The 15,177-nt window shown below is 66.6% G+C and carries 10 protein-coding genes; 2 read left to right on the forward strand and 8 right to left on the reverse strand.

The window, feature by feature from the left end:
- Nucleotides 1-437: 437 nt before the first annotated feature.
- The 8 genes from EA187_RS16650 to EA187_RS16685 form a co-directional block, all read right to left on the reverse strand.
- Entirely contained in the window at nt 438-1,247 is an 810-nt protein-coding gene (locus EA187_RS16650) for a DUF6261 family protein (RefSeq protein ID WP_115604799.1), read from the reverse strand.
- Nucleotides 1,248-2,230: 983 nt separating this feature from the next.
- Nucleotides 2,231-4,369 (reverse strand): S9 family peptidase, encoded by a 2,139-nt coding sequence (locus EA187_RS16655; RefSeq protein WP_115604797.1) that lies wholly within the window; start codon nt 4,367-4,369, stop codon nt 2,231-2,233.
- Nucleotides 4,370-4,453: 84 nt separating this feature from the next.
- Nucleotides 4,454-6,463, reverse strand: coding sequence for a hypothetical protein (locus EA187_RS16660; RefSeq protein ID WP_115604795.1), 2,010 nt, complete (start codon nt 6,461-6,463; stop codon nt 4,454-4,456).
- Nucleotides 6,464-6,646: 183 nt separating this feature from the next.
- Nucleotides 6,647-8,650, reverse strand: coding sequence for a hypothetical protein (locus EA187_RS16665; protein WP_127781003.1), 2,004 nt, complete (start codon nt 8,648-8,650; stop codon nt 6,647-6,649).
- A gap of 152 nt (nt 8,651-8,802) precedes the next feature.
- Nucleotides 8,803-9,585 (reverse strand): class I SAM-dependent methyltransferase, encoded by a 783-nt coding sequence (locus EA187_RS16670; RefSeq protein ID WP_127781004.1) that lies wholly within the window; start codon nt 9,583-9,585, stop codon nt 8,803-8,805.
- Nucleotides 9,582-11,045, reverse strand: coding sequence for an MFS transporter (locus tag EA187_RS16675; RefSeq protein ID WP_164856347.1), 1,464 nt, complete (start codon nt 11,043-11,045; stop codon nt 9,582-9,584). The genes EA187_RS16670 and EA187_RS16675 overlap by 4 nt, the downstream gene beginning before the upstream one ends.
- 131 nt (nt 11,046-11,176) lie before the next feature.
- Nucleotides 11,177-11,953: a hypothetical protein gene (locus EA187_RS16680; RefSeq protein WP_127781006.1), complete on the reverse strand. Its 777-nt coding sequence runs from the start codon at nt 11,951-11,953 to the stop codon at nt 11,177-11,179.
- Nucleotides 11,950-13,434, reverse strand: coding sequence for a hypothetical protein (locus tag EA187_RS16685; RefSeq protein ID WP_127781007.1), 1,485 nt, complete (start codon nt 13,432-13,434; stop codon nt 11,950-11,952). The genes EA187_RS16680 and EA187_RS16685 overlap by 4 nt, the downstream gene beginning before the upstream one ends.
- Nucleotides 13,435-13,889: 455 nt before the next feature.
- Here EA187_RS16685 and EA187_RS16690 point away from each other — a divergent pair, with 455 nt between their 5' ends.
- Together EA187_RS16690 and EA187_RS16695 are read left to right on the forward strand one after the other, a co-directional pair.
- A complete protein-coding gene (locus EA187_RS16690; protein ID WP_115604783.1) occupies nt 13,890-14,564 on the forward strand; it encodes a prepilin-type N-terminal cleavage/methylation domain-containing protein in 675 nt (224 codons plus the stop codon).
- Nucleotides 14,564-15,175: a type IV pilus modification PilV family protein gene (locus tag EA187_RS16695; protein WP_164856348.1), complete on the forward strand. Its 612-nt coding sequence runs from the start codon at nt 14,564-14,566 to the stop codon at nt 15,173-15,175. Before EA187_RS16690 ends, EA187_RS16695 begins: the two co-directional genes overlap by 1 nt.
- The last annotated feature ends 2 nt before the right edge of the window (nt 15,176-15,177 follow it).

Genomic DNA, 15,177 nt, shown 5'->3' on the forward strand with positions numbered 1-15,177 from the left:
TGAACCGACTGTGTTGGCAGACGGGAGGGCAGGGGGTGGGACCTGGCAGGTGGGCGTCGGCGGACGTCTCGTTTGGCGAAGGAGGATGAACCGACCGTGTTCGCGGACGGGAGGGCAGGGGGTTGGATCTGGGAGGTGGGCGTTCGCGGACGTCTCGTTTGGCGAAGGAGAATGAACCGACCGTGTTCGCAGACGGGAGGGCAGGGGGTGGGACCTGGCAGGTGGGCGTCGGCGGACGTCTCGTTTGGCGAAGGAGAATGAACCGACCGTGTTCGCAGACGGGAGGGCAGGGGGTGGGACCTGGCCTCTTGCGTTCGGAGACGGAGATGGAGGAGGTTCAACCCCCTAAAGGGGTATGTTTTGGCGGGCCTGGCTGACCCAAAAACGCCCCGGGAGGCGTCCCGGGGCGTCGAGGGGGCAAAAAAGGCCGGTTGGTACTACTCGCCGGCGGCGTCGAGTTGGGGCTCGGTGTCCGTGATGGGGTCGGCGGGAAGCTCCGCGCCGGTGCCGGGATCGACGGCCGGCACGGCGCGGCGACGGCTCAGGTAGTCATGGGTGCGTTGCTGCTGCTCAACCAGCGGCGAAAGCAGCGCACTTAAGCCGGGCACGTCGGCGTCGGCGCGCAGGTGCTCGAAGGCCGCCGCGATCACCTGGCAGAGCGCCACATGCAGGGCGTCGCGGCTGGCGGTGACCTGATCGTAGGAGACCTTCGGTCGCTCGGTTTTCTGCAGCTCCTTGCCGAAGGACTGGTTGAGCGTGTTCACGCGCTCCACGTGGCGCTCCAGGCCCAGCAGCGCGACCTGCTGCGCCAGCTCGCCACGCAGCCGCCGGACCAGGGTGTCGATCATGATGTGCTGGTGCTCAAAGGGCGCGTGAATCACCGCAACGACGCCTCCGGGAAAGATCACGTTGTGGATCTGCTTTGCCGCCTGCGTATGCGGGCTCTCAGCCGGGCCGAGCAGCTCCCCGTCGAGGATGCGGGCGATCGCAGCGATGGCCTGGTCGAGCTCCACGTCGATCTGGGCGGCGTTGCCGCGGGCGGTGCTCGTCTGGGTGCGGGCCTGCTCCCAGTCCAGCTCCAGTTCGAGCGTGTGGTTGGCCACCTGGCAGGCACCCTCAATGCGCTCGGCAAGCGGGGCCGCCACGCTGTGTCGCTCGCCAGCCTCGCGCATCTGGCTCAGCGCGTAAGCGCAGCGGCTCGAGGGCATCCGGCGAAGGCTGAAAAACTCGGTGATCGTGTTCTGCATCGCTCACTCCTGTGGGACCTCGGGCGCATGGGGAGGCCCGAAACGTTGAAGGTGGCTCGCCATCAGACCCCACGCGCCACGACGGTGCGTTGGGCGGCGAACCGACCATTCCCACCCCCTCCCCGGGGGCGACTGCGGAATTTTGGAATGAGGCGATGCTAGTTCGGGATGGGGTGGGGGGCAAGGGCGTGGGGGCTCTGGTGGTGCGCGATGTGGGGAATTGCTGCGTGGGTTAGGTGGGGTGCGTGTTGTGGTTGTGTGGTTGCGGTGCTCTGGTGGTGCGCGACGTTGGGAGGTTTGTGGTCAGGTGGTTGCGGGGCTCTGGTGGCGCGCGATGTGGGGAGGTTCGTGAGTGCGTTGGGCGAGGTGCGAGTTCGGCGATGGCGATGGTCGGGAGGTGACTGTGGGTCGCCTGATCGTCAGCGCCTATGCGGCCGGGAGGTGACCGTGGGTCGCCTGATCGCCAGCGCCTATGCGGCCGGGAGGTGACCGAGGGTCGTTGAGCGCATGTGACCGAGGGTCGCCTGATCGCCGTGGGTCGCCTGATCGCCAGCGTATATGCGGCCGGGAGGTGACCGTGGGTCGTTGAGCGCATGTGACCGTAGGTCGCCTGATCGCCAGCGAACACGAACACGAACTCGAACACGAACACGAACACGAACTCGAACACGAACACGAACTCGAACTCGGGGACGCGAGGTGACCGTGGGTCGCCTGATCGCCAGCGCCTATGCGGCCGTGAGGTGACCGAGGGTCGTTGAGCGCATGTGACCGTGGGTCGCCTGATCGCCAGCGTATATGCGGCCGTGAGGTGACCGTGGGTCGCCTGAACACCGAGGTTTTCGTGCCCAACGCCCACACGAACCTCCCCAACCCCGCGAACCCCCCAACCCCCGCAACCACCTAACCACAAATCGACCAACTCAAGCGTCCCCCCCGAGCCGCGCAACCACCTAACCACAACCCGCGAACCCCCCAACCCCTCACTTCTCCCCACCCCGCGAATCTCCGCCCCCCAACACCTCACCCTCCAGAAATGAAAACACAGCGCGGTAGTAGCGCAGGGTGTTTTGCAGGCCGCTGATGCCGTGGCCCTGGCCTTCGAACTCGACGTAGGTGAGCGGGGCACCGGTGGTGCTGGCGGCCTCGGCGAACTGGCGGCTCTCCGCGACGGGGACGCGGCTGTCGTTGGCGCCGTGGGTCAGGAGCAGCGGGGCTTTGAGGCGTTCGACGTGGGTCAGGGGGGAGCGCTCGCGGAGTTTTTCGGCGTCGGTGGTGGGGTCGCCGGCCTCCAGGATCACCCAGTCGGGGATGTTGCTGGTGGTGAAGAAGGTGATGATGTCGCTGAAGCCGGCGTGGCTTAAGCCGAAGCCGAAGGGGTAGTGATCGTTATGATCGTTGGTCTCGGGGGGGAAGGTCAGGGCGCGCATGGTGGCGTAGCCGCCGTGGCTGGAGCCGTAGACGCCGATCTGATGGGGCTGATAGCCCTTGTTGGCCTCCAGCCAGCGGGCGGCAAAGAAGAGGTCGACGATCTCGTCGCCGCCCAGATCCCCGTCGTTGAGCGCGGCGAAGTCGGCGCCGAAGCCGGAGGAGCCGCGCACCGCCGGGCTCAACGTGGCCACGCCGGCCTCGCACATGATCTGGTTGGCGCTGCTGAAGTAGTTGCCGCCGCCGTAGAAGGCCGTCATGCGGACCAGACGGTCGGCGTCGGCCGGGGGATGGACCGGCTCGAAGTAGTAGGCGTGCAGGGTGCGCAGCTGAGGACCGTCGGGGCTCTCGACGTTGTCGAAGGTCTCGATGCTGACCTGCTCGACCTTGCAGTGCACGAGCTTTTCAAAAAGGTCGGCGGGGAGCTCGGCCAGCCGCCGGGCCTTGAGCTCGATGGGGCGGCCGACCGGGCCGCTGCGCTCCAGGGTGATGAGATCGAGCTCAAAAGGGGTGCGCACCGAGCTCTTGGAGAGGGCCAGGCGCCCCTCAAAAGCATCACCAACGTACACCGATTCCTCGAATTTCTCGCTCTGCAGCAACTCGCCGCTCGCCAGGTCCCGCAGCTCGAGGATCGAGCCGGTGGGGTGCTCCAGCAGCAAAAAGAGCAGGGGGGCCTCGGAGGTTTGCACAATTTCGAGCCCGCTGATCTCGTGGTCGAGCCGGGTGAAGAGGGTGGACTCGGCCGTGGCCACGTCGAGCGTGTAGAGGGCGTCCTGGCCGCTTTCGGCGCTGATGTAGAGGAGGCGCTCCCCGTCGAAGGTGTCGGCGATGGCGCCCAGGCGCATATGGCGGGTGCCGCGCTCAAGAAGAAGGCGCGGGGCGACGACGGCCTGGTCGTCGTGCTCGGCCGGCCGGGGGAGCTCAAAGAGGGCCAGGTTGGTGGTGCGGCGGTCGCCGTCGTGCTGCATGGTGAGCACGACGTGGCGGTTGGCCGGATCGAACTCAATGGCCGACCAGGTCAGGCGGTCGTCGCCCCCTTCGTCGCACCAGATCTGCTGCTCCTGGTCGGTGCTCAAGTCGCGGACGCGCAGGCAGCTGTTGAAGGGCTCTTCGCTGCCCTGGCGGACCACGTAGGCCATCAGGCGCTCGTCCTCGGAGAAGCCCACCGCGTAGATGTAGTCGACGTCGGTGAGCGCGCGCACCTGCCCGGTTTCCAGATCGAGGTGGTAGAGGTTGATGCGCTCGTCGTTGCGCTCATCGCCGCGAAAGATCAGGCCTTCCAGGGTGCGGTTGTACTCTCCGCCCCAGTAGTTGCGGGTGGACCAGTCGATGTCGTTGAGCTTCACACCGGCGCTTAAGTCGACCTGGCCCTGCTCCGGGAGCCGGTCGATCGTGCGCATCCAGGTGCCCTCGGGGGTCGTCTCGAAGTAGAGGAGGTGTCCCTGCTCCAGATCCGGGGTGATGCGGGAGTAGGGAAACCCCTGGACGTAGGGGCGAAGGTCGATCTGGCGGCCGTTGAAGGTGACGGCGTAGTCGGTGGGGTCGCCGCTCCCGGAGGCGGCGTCGGCGCTGTGTTCGGCGCTATCGACCGGCGCGTCGCTCGGGGCCTCATCGGAGGTGGCGGCCGGCGAGGCGCAGGCGCTCAGGCCGAGCAGCAGGGCGGGAAGAAAGGCGTAGCGAAGGGGGGCAATCATCGGCGGACTCTCGATCATAGGGTTGGCGCAGAGCGCGAAGGGGGGCGCTGTGAGCGCCCCCCTTCGAAAGAATCAACAGCAGATTTAGTCGACGCTCTCCGCCGACGGGGAGCTGGCTTCAAGCTGGGCGGCCCACTGGCGGGCCATGTCCAGGCGAGCTTTGGCCTGGGCGGCGTAGGGGTGGGTGGGCTCGATGCAGCGGTCGGCGCGCTCGCTAAAGGTGCTCAGGTAGGTGTCGGCCTTTTCGCCGGCGTTGGTGCCGAGGTCCTCCAGGTGGGCGAAGGCCGCGGAGGCAAGCTCGGTGCGGCAGCGGAAGGTCGGCGCGGTGAGCAGGGGGGCGTCGCCGGCAAAGGTCGGGGCCTCAAGCTCCCCGGTGGTGTTGATGCCCACGCGGATGATCTGGGCCTCGTCGCTGCTGCGGGTGATCAGGGCGAAGCGGCGCAGATTCTGGGTGGTGTCGCCGGGAAGGAAGCCGGCGAGGGGGCCGAGGTTCGCGACGTTGAAGTCCACCAGGGTCTCCTGGACGTCGACCATCTCGGCGTCGGCGAAGCTCTCGTTGATCGCGCCGCCCAGGTTCAGGCGCAGCTCGATGTGATTGTCGTCGCGCTCGATCAGCGCGGCGTCGAAGGAGGTGGGGATGGCGCTCTGCCCGAGGGCGAGCAGCTGCTGGAGCTGGTCACGCACGCCCGGATCGTTGCGGAAGAGCAGGGTGGAGGCCCCACCCACCGGCAGGGATCCGCCCTTGGGCATGACGTAGGCACGCACCGAACCGGCCACCGGCAGCGGGATGTTCTGGCCGAGGGCCTGCAAGGAGGTCTGCAGCCATGCCATCGGGTACTGACCGGCGGCGATCAGCACGGGCGTGGCGAGTTGGTAGGAGCTCAGCCGGCTGCGCAGCTCGTTTCCGTCCAGGGAGTCGAAGCCGCTGGAGGTGCCGCCCTGATAATCGAGCTCCCAGAAGGGCGCGATGGTGGTGTCGGCCAGATTGGCCAGGTTGAGCGACCAGTCCAGCGCCAGGAAATGGACGGCCTCGATCGCCGGCAGGCTCACCGCCGGGTTGATGTTCTGCTGGACGCGGGAGCCCTGAGAGGTGCGGGTCATCACCACGTCGAGGGTGATGGCCCGGGTCTCGTCGGCGTCGAGGTGCAGTGAGATGTCTTCATTTTCAGCGGCGACCGGGTCGGCCACCACCGAGGCCGTGGCCAGGCGGCTGATGTTCTCCAGGCGGAAACGGGCCAGTCCCGACTCGCCGGCGCTCTGATGGGTGTTGGCCTGCGCGCTCATCGAGGCCTCCAAAATGCCCAGGTAGGCCATCGCCTCAAAACGGGTCCACACCGCGAGCTCGCTCTCCGCTTTCAGAAAGGCGTTGTAGGCGGTGGTGGGGCGGAAGGCACCGGCGGTGGGGAGCGCGAGGGTTTCCAGATCCAGGGCGTTGAGCCAGGTCCGGGCGTGCTCCAGGCGATCGCCATCGGGAAGACGGGAGGCGTTCATCAGCGCGGCGATCTCCACGCGCAAAAAGCCCGGTCCCTCAAAGCTGCGGGTGGCCAGGGGCTGGCGGGGCTGGTCGGCGTTGTAGTTGGCGACCAGCGCGTCGAACTGGGTGGTCATCAGCGCCGGATCGTCGGTGGGAATCAGCGCGCGGTAGAGCGCGAAGGTCGGCCACTCCTCCTCCAGGGTGGGAAGGCCCAGGGCGGCCGCATCGAGGAAGTCCTCGTTGCCCATGTTCGAGAGGGTCACGTAGACGGGCCGCTCGGTGTCGAGTGCGCTCAGATCGACCTGCACGTTGGGCTCATTCATAAAAAACGTGACGGGATTTTCGAGCAGGTCCGCAACGATCTTCGTCTCGGTGGCTCCTTCGAGGCTGCGGATGGCATCGGGGAGCTCGCCGCCAAAGTTCACGCGCACTGCCAGCAGCGTGTCTTCGGTCTGCAGGAGATCCTCGGGACCGGAGAGGGTGATGGGCTGGTTCTGAGCGGCCTCATCCTGAGCTTCGGGCGAGGATTTGCAGGCTGTCAGCCCGAGGCCCAGCGTCATGGAGACGAGGAGCGCTGTGCCGAGCTGGCGAGTGGTGCGGTGGGAAGTGGAGAGTCTCATCATCATCCTTTGGGCAGAGGTCGAGAGCCTGTGCGAGAGCGCCGTGGGGCATCTGTTAGCGACACGAAGGCGCCGATCCAGCGGTGCATTCAGCGGTCAAAAAGCAGGCGCACAGCTAGCATAGCGGGGTGAAAAGGGCCAGCGGCGGGGGGGCAAGGCCCCCCGGGGCTGCGCGGGGAGCGCTCAGCGCGCTGATGCCGAGAGCGAAGGATCTTCGCCGAGCTCGACCGCCCACTGACGCACCCGATTCAGCCGCGTCTCGGCTTCGGCGGCGTAGGGGTGATCGGGGCCCAGGCAGCGCTCGGCGCGCTCGTTGAAGGTCTCCAGGTAGCGCTCGACCTTTGCCGCTCCGTCGACGCTCAAGTCATGGAGGTGGGTGAAGGCCGCGGCCGCAAGCTCGGTGCGGCAGCGCGAGGAGGGGGTGGGGATGAGCGGCACGTCATGTTCGGGCGTGAGCGCGGCGGTCTGGTCATCGGCGTCGATGCCCAGGCGGATCGACTGGTAGGCGTCATCGTCGTGGAAGCGCAGCGTGAGGTGATCGAGCTGATCCAGCCCCTGTTGCGCCGAAATCAACGCGCGAAGCGGACCCAGCTTGTCGAGGTTCGCCTCGGCGGAGGCCTCACTTAGCTCGAAGGTGTCCGCGTTATGAAAGACCTCAAAAAGGGAGGCGCCCATCACAAGCTGAAGCTCAATGCGGCTGTCGTCTACCGGGCGGAGCTCAAACTCAAAGGCGAAGGGAAGGTTTGACTCGATCCCTTTCAGCAGCGTCTGAAGCTGGGATTGCCGCCCGGGGGCCGGGTCGAAGAGCAGGGTCGCGGCCAGTCCCACCGGGAACGGGCTTCCGGCCGGCAGCGTGAAGGCACGCACCGTTCCTGCACGCGCCAGGGGCACCGTGGTGTCATCGAGCGCTTCGGAGTTCATAAGCGCAAAGGGGGACTGCAGGGCCGTCACCACGATGGCGATGCCTGATTCTGAGGATGCCAGCCGGGCCAACCTCTCATCGAAGCCCATGCTCCCACCGGCCGCGGGGGTGTCGAACGCTTCGAGCCAGAATGGCACATCAACCTCTCTGGCGAGTGCCTGCAGATCGAGCGACCAGTCCAGGCTCAGGGCGTGCGAGCCGGGGATCTGAGGGAGCATGACCGTAGAGCGCGATGCCTCGGCGATGCGCGCGCCCCGGGCGGTGCGGGTGAGCACCGCGTCGAGCGTCATGCCGCCGGCTTTGGTGGCGTCTATGTGCAGCGAGAGGTCTTCAAATTCGGCTGCCATCGGGTCGTTGACCATCGAGTTCACGGCCAGTGTGCTGATGGCTTCAAAGCGGGTGCGGGCGTCGTCGGCCTCGTCGCCATGAGGGAAGAGCGGATACTCCTCATCCATAGCACGCTGCAGTGTGCCAAAGCGCGCCAGCCTGTCGTGGCGGGTCCACAACGCCAGCTCGCTCTCGGAGTTCGCGTATGCGTTGAAGGCGGCAGTGGGGCGGTAGGCGTCGGAGGCTATCGGGAGGATTTCCAGATCCAGGCTGTCGAGCCAGGCATGTGCCTGTTTATGGAGGTTTTCGCCCTGGCTGAGCGCCAGATTGACTGGCGTGGCGACTTCCACGCGCAGAAAGCCCGGCCCCTCGTAGGAGCGGGTCACCATCGGATCGTCGGGATTCTCGGCGGAGTAGTAGGCGAAGAGCTTTTCAAGCTCGATGGCCAGCTGTGCCGGGTCGTCGGTGGGAAGAAGCAGGCGGTTGAGCATGAAGGTGGGCCACTCTTCTTCGCGGGTGGGGAGCCCGAGCGACGCGGCCTGCAGAAAGTCCTCGTTCCCAAGGCTGGAGAAGCTCAAGTAGATGGGGCGATCGGTGTTGAGGAGGCTCAGATCAACATCAACGTGCGGGTGGTCGACGAAGAGGCTGACGGGATCTTCGAGCCCGGCGGCTACGGTCTCCAGAGTCGGATCGTCGCTCAGGCTTCGCAGAAGCGCGGGCAACTCGCCGCCAAAACGCACCCGCATCGAGACGAGGGTGTCTTCGGTCTGCAGAAGATCTTCGGGGCCGGTGACGGTGATGGGTTGCGGCTGCGCCTCGACCTCGACCTCGCGCTCGGCGGTGGAGGTGGATTTGCAGGCGAGCAGCGCCGGGCTGATCGCGATGGCCAGGAGTAGTGGGATGAGGGTCTGGCGGATAAGGAGGGAGGGGGAGTTCATGAGCAACATCCTGCATCACAGGGGGTAGTGACGTTCAAAGATTCCCGGCGGACGCCGGTAAGCACCGAGGTAAAAAGCGGGCAGAGAGCTACCAGACCCTGGCCCGATGGACCAGCGCTGGCACCGGAATTCCCCCTGACTATCGAAGGTGTTCAGCCGACCTTCGCGAAGGTGAGCACGTGCTGGGGCGGGGCTTCGAGCTCGTCGTCGAGGGCCTCATCGAAGCCCTCGCGTTGGCCGACGAAGTCGAGGCCGGCCTTTTGCGCGGCGTCGACGATGGTGTCGAGGGGCCAGTAGCGGTGCGCGATGGTGATGGGCACGCCGGCCTCGGGGTCCTCGCCATCTTCGTCCTCGCGCACGTAGCGGAAGGTGACCTCGAAGGTGCGCTCGTGGGCGTCCCATAAGGAGCCCTCCCAGATCGTGTAAATCACGCCGTCCACATCGAGCTCGGTGGTGGGAGCGCTGGGGTCGTCGACGATGACGTTTTCGGGGATATCCATCTCGGCGGCGTCTTCGTCGAGGCCTTCGGTGGGGTAGATGTCGAGGTGAAAGAGGCCGCCGGGGCGCAGGGCGCGGGCCACAGCTTCAAAGGTGTCTCGGAGCGCGGGGGTGTCGGGCAGGCAGTAGAGCCCGTTGTAGGCCAGGATGACGTGCTCAAACTCGCCATCGGCCGGGAGGTCTCGGAGGTCGCGCTCGATGAGCTCGGTGTGGGGGAGGTTGCGGGCGCTGGCGAGCTTGAGAAGCTCGGGATCTTGATCGAGGCCGACCAGACGCTGGACGCCGGGGCTTAAGGCGTCGAGCAGGCGGCCATGGCCGCAGCCCAGCTCCAGGACCGATGAGGCGCCGGCGGTGCAGGTGGCGTAGTACGCAAGGTCGCCCGGAGTGCCGGTGTGGGTGGCGGCGTAGAGGCGCGCCTGCAGGGGGGTAAAGCTCATGGGGTCAGCTCCATCGGTTTGGGGTGTAGTCCGGGGACCCCGCGGGTGAGAATGAGCGCGAGCACGGATAGCACGGTCAGCGTGAGGATCGCGTTGGAGTAGGTGGCGCCTGCCCCCAGGTCAAGTCCCAGCCAGCTTGTGGCGCCTTCGGCCTGCAGCTCTACCGCGGTCACGCTGAGCGCCACGCCGAAGGCTCCGCCCAGGAAGAAGATCATCATGAAGATGCCCATGCCGCTGCCGGTGAGGCTCGGTGGCAGAATCTGGCTTGTGGCGCTGACGACCGGGCTCTGGAAGAGCGCAAAGCCCAGGCCGTAAAGCCCCATGCCCAGCCCCACACCCACCTCCGAGCCGCCGGCGTAGTAGGCGGTGATAAGGTTACCGGCGATGATGAGCACCATGCCGATGACGATGGGCTGGCGCGCGCCGACGCGATCGGCATAACGCCCGGTCCATGGCGAGATCACTGCGATGAGAAGCGCGCCGGGCAAGAGCACCAGCCCCACCACCAGGGGGGCCACCTGGTTCACCTCGATCAGGAAGATCGGGACGAGCACGATCGTGCCAAAGCGGGAGGCGTTGGTCAGAAAGGCCACCGCGCTGTTGGTCAGGTAGCGCCGATCTCGGAAGACCTCCGGCTGTGCGAAGGGCTCATCAATGCGGTGAATGCGTCGCCAGAAGACCAGGAGAAGCACCAGCCCCAGGCCCAGAAGACCGAAGAAGAATGGGCCAAAACCTCGCTGCTCAATGATGGTAAAGGCGTAGAGCCAGGCGCTCACACCAAGGCCCAGAAGGAGGGCTCCGAGGGTGTCGAAGGTGTCGCCAAATCGGGCGTCGAGCGATTCCGGCAAGAGGCGAAAGGCCACCGGGGCGGCAAGGGTCACAAGGCCCGTGGCACCGTAGACCAGCCGCCAGCCGCCCAGTTCGACCAGGATGCCTCCCAGAAAGGGGCCGACCGAGGCGGCCAGGCCCACCGCGCCGAGCACAAGTCCCATGGCCGCGCCGCGGCGGTGGGGGGCAAAGACCCGGGCGATGATCATGGTGCCCAGCGCCGGGAGCGCAGCGCTGCCGGCGCCCTGCAGAAAGCGCAGCACGATCATGACTTCGATCGATGGCGAGGCCGCCAGCATCAAGGAGGTGGCACCCAGCGCCAGGATGCCCGCGCAGTAGAGTCGCCTCAACCCCACCAGATCGGCCAGGCGACCGTGGATCGCGCTGAAAATACCAAAGGTCAGCGAGAACCCGGTGACCACCCAGCCGTACACCCCTTCGGAGACGCCAAAGTCTCGGCCGATAAAAGGCAGAGCGACGTTGACCATGTTGCCGTTAACCACCGCAAAAAAGACCACCGAACTCAAGAGCGCGAGCACCACCGAGGCGGTGCGGGCGTCGGCATAGTGATTCGGGGTGGAGGGGGGCGTGGGTTCGGCGTCGCGTGGCGCGTGGGGAGGATGGTGGGCCATGATCAAGCGCTCAGAGGAGGGAGTGACCCGAAGAGGGGGGGCGGGTCGGGGGCCATAGGAGGCCATCGCAGCATCGCCGCGGGGTGTCAATTCGAAAGGATGGTTGCGTCGCCAGCCGACAGGGGGCTCGCCTAGAGGCAGCCGGCCTGCAATGGGGCAAGCTCCAGATGGCAGCGCGCACAGGGGGTCGGGTTGGCTTGAAGCCAGGCGCGGCACTCGAATCGAAACTCGGGAGGGTGGGGAGAGATTCCCGTATGACAGCTCACGCAGTCCTGCTCGCTGTGGCAGGAAGCGCACTCAAAGATATCTCGCCGGGCCATCACCCCGTGGTTATTGGGAGTGGCCGCATCGAGCCATCCGGGGGGATGCATGGCGAAATTCGCCGGGGGCGCAAGCTCGAAGGGGGCGTCCGGGCTGACCCGTGACTCCAGGTGGCAGCTCGTGCAGAAGGTCTGGGCCTGGTGGCAGGAGGCGCAATCCTCAATGCCCTGACGCGCCTCCAGACGATGAAGCGCGACGTAGTTGGGCGGATGGATCAGAGAACTTTCGGCGAGCGTGTCGACGTGGCAGGTGATGCAATCGGCCTCCAGGTGGCAGCTCATGCATTCGGCGCTCTGCGTCAGCGCCCGTGGGCCATGCCGGGCGAGCCAGTCGGCGGTGTGGTCCGCGGGGAGCAGGGTGCCGCTCCGGAGGCTTAAGCCCGGCGGGTGGTCGGCGGGAAGCGTGGAGCGGTAGCTCGGCGGATTTTGCAAGGGGGGCAGCGTCCCCGATGGGGAGGTCGGTCCCTGGCAGGCACTCGCAGCGAGGATGCTCGCCAGCCCGAAGGACGCCAGAGCCACGCGGATCAAGGCGAGGCGCCGGGGGGCTTTTGAGCCATTGAGGCTCCGGTGGTGGCGAGCGACGGTCATGGCCAGAGCTCCAGGGTGAGGTTGGCGTAGAGCAAGGCGTGGGAGGGAAGGGCGCTACCCTGGCGGTGTTCAGCCAGCAGCGCGAGGCGCGCGATCGCCCCCAGCCCCACCTCCGCGCCCAGGCTGGTGCTCAACGCCATCCTGCGCTCCTCGCCATGGCCGACCGCGCTCCCCGAGGCGCCGGTGGTGTAGAGCGTGAGATGGCGAGCGGTAAGCCAGAGGCGGCGCGGGGTGGCCGCCACACGCAACGAGGCGTCGACGAGGAGCTGATCGCCGGTGGGCGCGCCTTCGGTGTGGGTCTGGTAGCTGATCTGCGCGCTCAGCCGAGCGTCGCGCTCGAAGAGGCGCAGGCGGGTGTGGGCCCCCAGCGCCGCGCCCGGAGCCAGATGGTCGGGGAGCCCGAAACGTGCGCCGGTGTCGGGGTAGGCCCGCGCCCAGGCGCGCGCCTCCAGGGAGGTCTGTACCTCCGGGAGCGCGCGTTGCACGCTCATGTACGCGCTCTGGCGCGGTGAGGCGCCGAAGAGGTTGAAGATCGATGCGGCGTCGAAGATGGGGAGGCGATGATCAAGGCCAACGGACACCGCGGTGTTTTTGCCCGCAGCGATCGCGCCCTGCACAAGCGCACGATCGAAGGTCTGCGCCGGTCCGTGAAAGGTCAGAAGGGTGCTGAGCTGGAGCGCGCGCACGGGTTTGATGCGTGCGCTCATCCCGAAGCGATGTTCGATCTGGCGAGCCCCGGGGCTTCCCCACCCCTGGGGCGGCGCGATGCCGCGCGTTGCTCGGGAGGCGGCGATCTCCACGCTGTGAAGGCGACGGTGGTGCACGCCCAGTGAGGCACCCAGTAGCGTGGCCTGCTCTGGCGAGGCGTAAGGATCGTTGAGCGGCACCCCCTGCACATCCCAGGTGGCCGGGTCGAAGGGGCCCAGGCGATGATCGACCTGGCGACCGGCCCAGGCCTGCACGCGCTGGCGTGTGGGTCCATCCCCGAGCTCCAGCTCGGCGCTCAGCCCATCGAGGTCGACCACCCCCAGCACCGAGCTTGCCCAGTGGCGACCCGCGCGAAGATGCAGCGCCTCAAAAGGGTGCCAGTCGACGTAGGCCAGATCCAGGGTCAGATCGTTGAAGCGGTCCTGCGCGCGTGGATCCTCGCGAAGCTCCGGCGAGAGCGCAGCGTCGCTAAAATAGCGAAAGCTCAACCGGGCGTTGAGTCTGCCTGTGCGATCGCCCAGGAGGTCGTGAGCGTTTAAGTGCAGGGCCTGGGTCCAGGTGCGGGAGGCCTCCCAGCGGCGGTCGGCGCGAAGGTGCTGGGTGGCGCGAGCGCGCGACTGGGTGCGCACCTGGTAGGTGGTGGCGTGGGCTGGCATCGACAGCAGCAGTGTGCCGACGGTCGCCAGCGTCAACGCGATTCGGAGCAGCGCGTGGGGCGCCCGGAGTGTGGCGAGGCCGGGCCAGCGTCCTGGAAGTTGTCGACCTGACACCACAGCGGGCTCTCGAGGGCAGGGGAGGGCAAACATCACTATCGGATGTATGACGCCGTAAGCTAGCGTTGACGCCGTGTCTGCCGCGTTGGGAGCACCTCGGGCCGTCTGGCAAAGCCTCGACGATGCGAAAGCATCGCCTGCGTTTTGCGCCTTGCCCGAGAAGCTCTCGGCTTCGCAGCCATCGACGTCAACGTCTGCTCCCAGCGTAGTAGTGAATCGAGGCGCGCTGTGCAATTACTTCAAGGGTATGAAATTTTTTCATAGGGCGGTCGGCGTGCCGGAGGCGTCGTGTGAGAGGCCGGGGAGCGGGATCACCGCCTGCGAAAGCCGCCGATCGTCATGAGGGCGCCGGAGGTGGGGGCGGCAAGGACGAGTGGTATGAATCTTGCGGGAACTGCTGGCTGTGTTAGAGCTGCCACCGCGATGATTGACGTGATGCAACGATGAGAGAGGCCATGCCAAAGCGAACACACACCAGATGCCCGCGCTCCCCGCAGGGCTTTACGCTGGTGGAGCTCATGATCGTGGTGGTGATCGTCGGGTTGCTCGCCGGGCTGGTGACACCGACGGTCTCGCGAACCATCAAAGAAAACAGCACCCGCGGGCTCAACCGCCAGATCGTGCAGGCGTTTCAGGAGGCCCGGGCCTATGCCATGGGTCGTGGCGAGGTGGTCTTCGTGGCCGTGCAGCGCGGAGGTGGGGACCCGGGGGCGGTGCAGTTCTTTCGTTCGCAGAATCGCTCGCTGACCTGCGCCGATGGTGTGGTCGTTGCGCCCGGTCCGGGTGAGGCGCTGATTGAGATCGATATGAACGCCACCGGTCTGGAGCACGCCATCCTCGGTGCCGACCCGGCCGCCGAGGGCACGCTGGCCAGGCCGCTTTGCATCTCTCCGGAGGGGCGCGTGCTCAATAGCGACGGTGCCACGCTGAGCAGCGACGGCGCCTGCCCGGGCTACAACTTCCGCTTCTGGATGGCCAACCCGGAGCAGCCGCTGGACGCCGGCGTGAGCGACTGTCCTTCGATGGGAGCCGGTGAAGACGAACTCTTCGAGCTGAGCGTGCAGCGGCAGCTGTCGAGCTTTTATATGATTCACATTCCTTTCAACGGTCAGGCGCGGGTGATCCAATGATGAAGCCAGATCAAACGAGCGCATCGCCGCGAGGCTTCTCACTGATCGAGCTTCTGATCGCGATGATGCTGATGTCGGTGGGGGTGATGGCGACGATCGCCATGCAGTTCACCTCGCTGGGGGGCTACACGGTCTCACGCGATGTCACCGGTGCCACCGAGATGGCCCGTCAGGTTGAGGCGCGACTTCGGGCCGAGGCGATGGGATGGAACGGGGTGATGGCTCCCTCGACCGTCGATGAAATCTACAACGACGGACGAGGCTCGGCGTTTCTGGCCGACCTCGCCACCGCCGGCGGTGCCTGGGTGCCTCTGTATGACGTACCGGTCAACCAGCGGATGCGCGCCGATGATGGCGCGGCCCGTTTCTGTGTTTTTGGCTCTGCCGAGCAACTTCAAGAAGAAGGCATCGCGCAGCCCTACATGCAGATTCGTCTGGCGGTGGTGTATCCGGGGGCCAACGGCACCTTCCCGGGTCAGGATGGCGGCAACCTCAACGGGCGCTGCGATGCGTTTGGCGTCGGCCTGCTGATTCCGGGCGATGTAAACCTTGGGCTGGAGCGCGAAGGGCTGCGCGCGAGCTACTTCGCCAGCGCCATCCGCCCGCGTTGAAC

Origin of the sequence: Lujinxingia sediminis (assembly GCF_004005565.1) — a bacterium.
Classification (GTDB): Bacteria; Myxococcota_A; Bradymonadia; order Bradymonadales; family Bradymonadaceae; genus Lujinxingia; species Lujinxingia sediminis.

What these genes read in the sequence shown, in the direction of transcription:
- EA187_RS16665 (WP_127781003.1), bottom strand. Translation starts at nt 8,650, where the DNA reads ATGAACTCCCCCTCCCTCCTTATCCGCCAGACCCTCATCCCACTACTC.
- EA187_RS16680 (WP_127781006.1), bottom strand. Translation starts at nt 11,953, where the DNA reads ATGACCGTCGCTCGCCACCACCGGAGCCTCAATGGCTCAAAAGCCCCC.
- EA187_RS16650 (WP_115604799.1), bottom strand. Translation starts at nt 1,247, where the DNA reads ATGCAGAACACGATCACCGAGTTTTTCAGCCTTCGCCGGATGCCCTCG.
- EA187_RS16690 (WP_115604783.1), top strand. Translation starts at nt 13,890, where the DNA reads ATGCCAAAGCGAACACACACCAGATGCCCGCGCTCCCCGCAGGGCTTT.
- EA187_RS16660 (WP_115604795.1), bottom strand. Translation starts at nt 6,463, where the DNA reads ATGAGACTCTCCACTTCCCACCGCACCACTCGCCAGCTCGGCACAGCG.
- EA187_RS16675 (WP_164856347.1), bottom strand. Translation starts at nt 11,045, where the DNA reads ATGGCCCACCATCCTCCCCACGCGCCACGCGACGCCGAACCCACGCCC.
- EA187_RS16670 (WP_127781004.1), bottom strand. Translation starts at nt 9,585, where the DNA reads ATGAGCTTTACCCCCCTGCAGGCGCGCCTCTACGCCGCCACCCACACC.
- EA187_RS16695 (WP_164856348.1), top strand. Translation starts at nt 14,564, where the DNA reads ATGAAGCCAGATCAAACGAGCGCATCGCCGCGAGGCTTCTCACTGATC.
- EA187_RS16655 (WP_115604797.1), bottom strand. Translation starts at nt 4,369, where the DNA reads ATGATTGCCCCCCTTCGCTACGCCTTTCTTCCCGCCCTGCTGCTCGGC.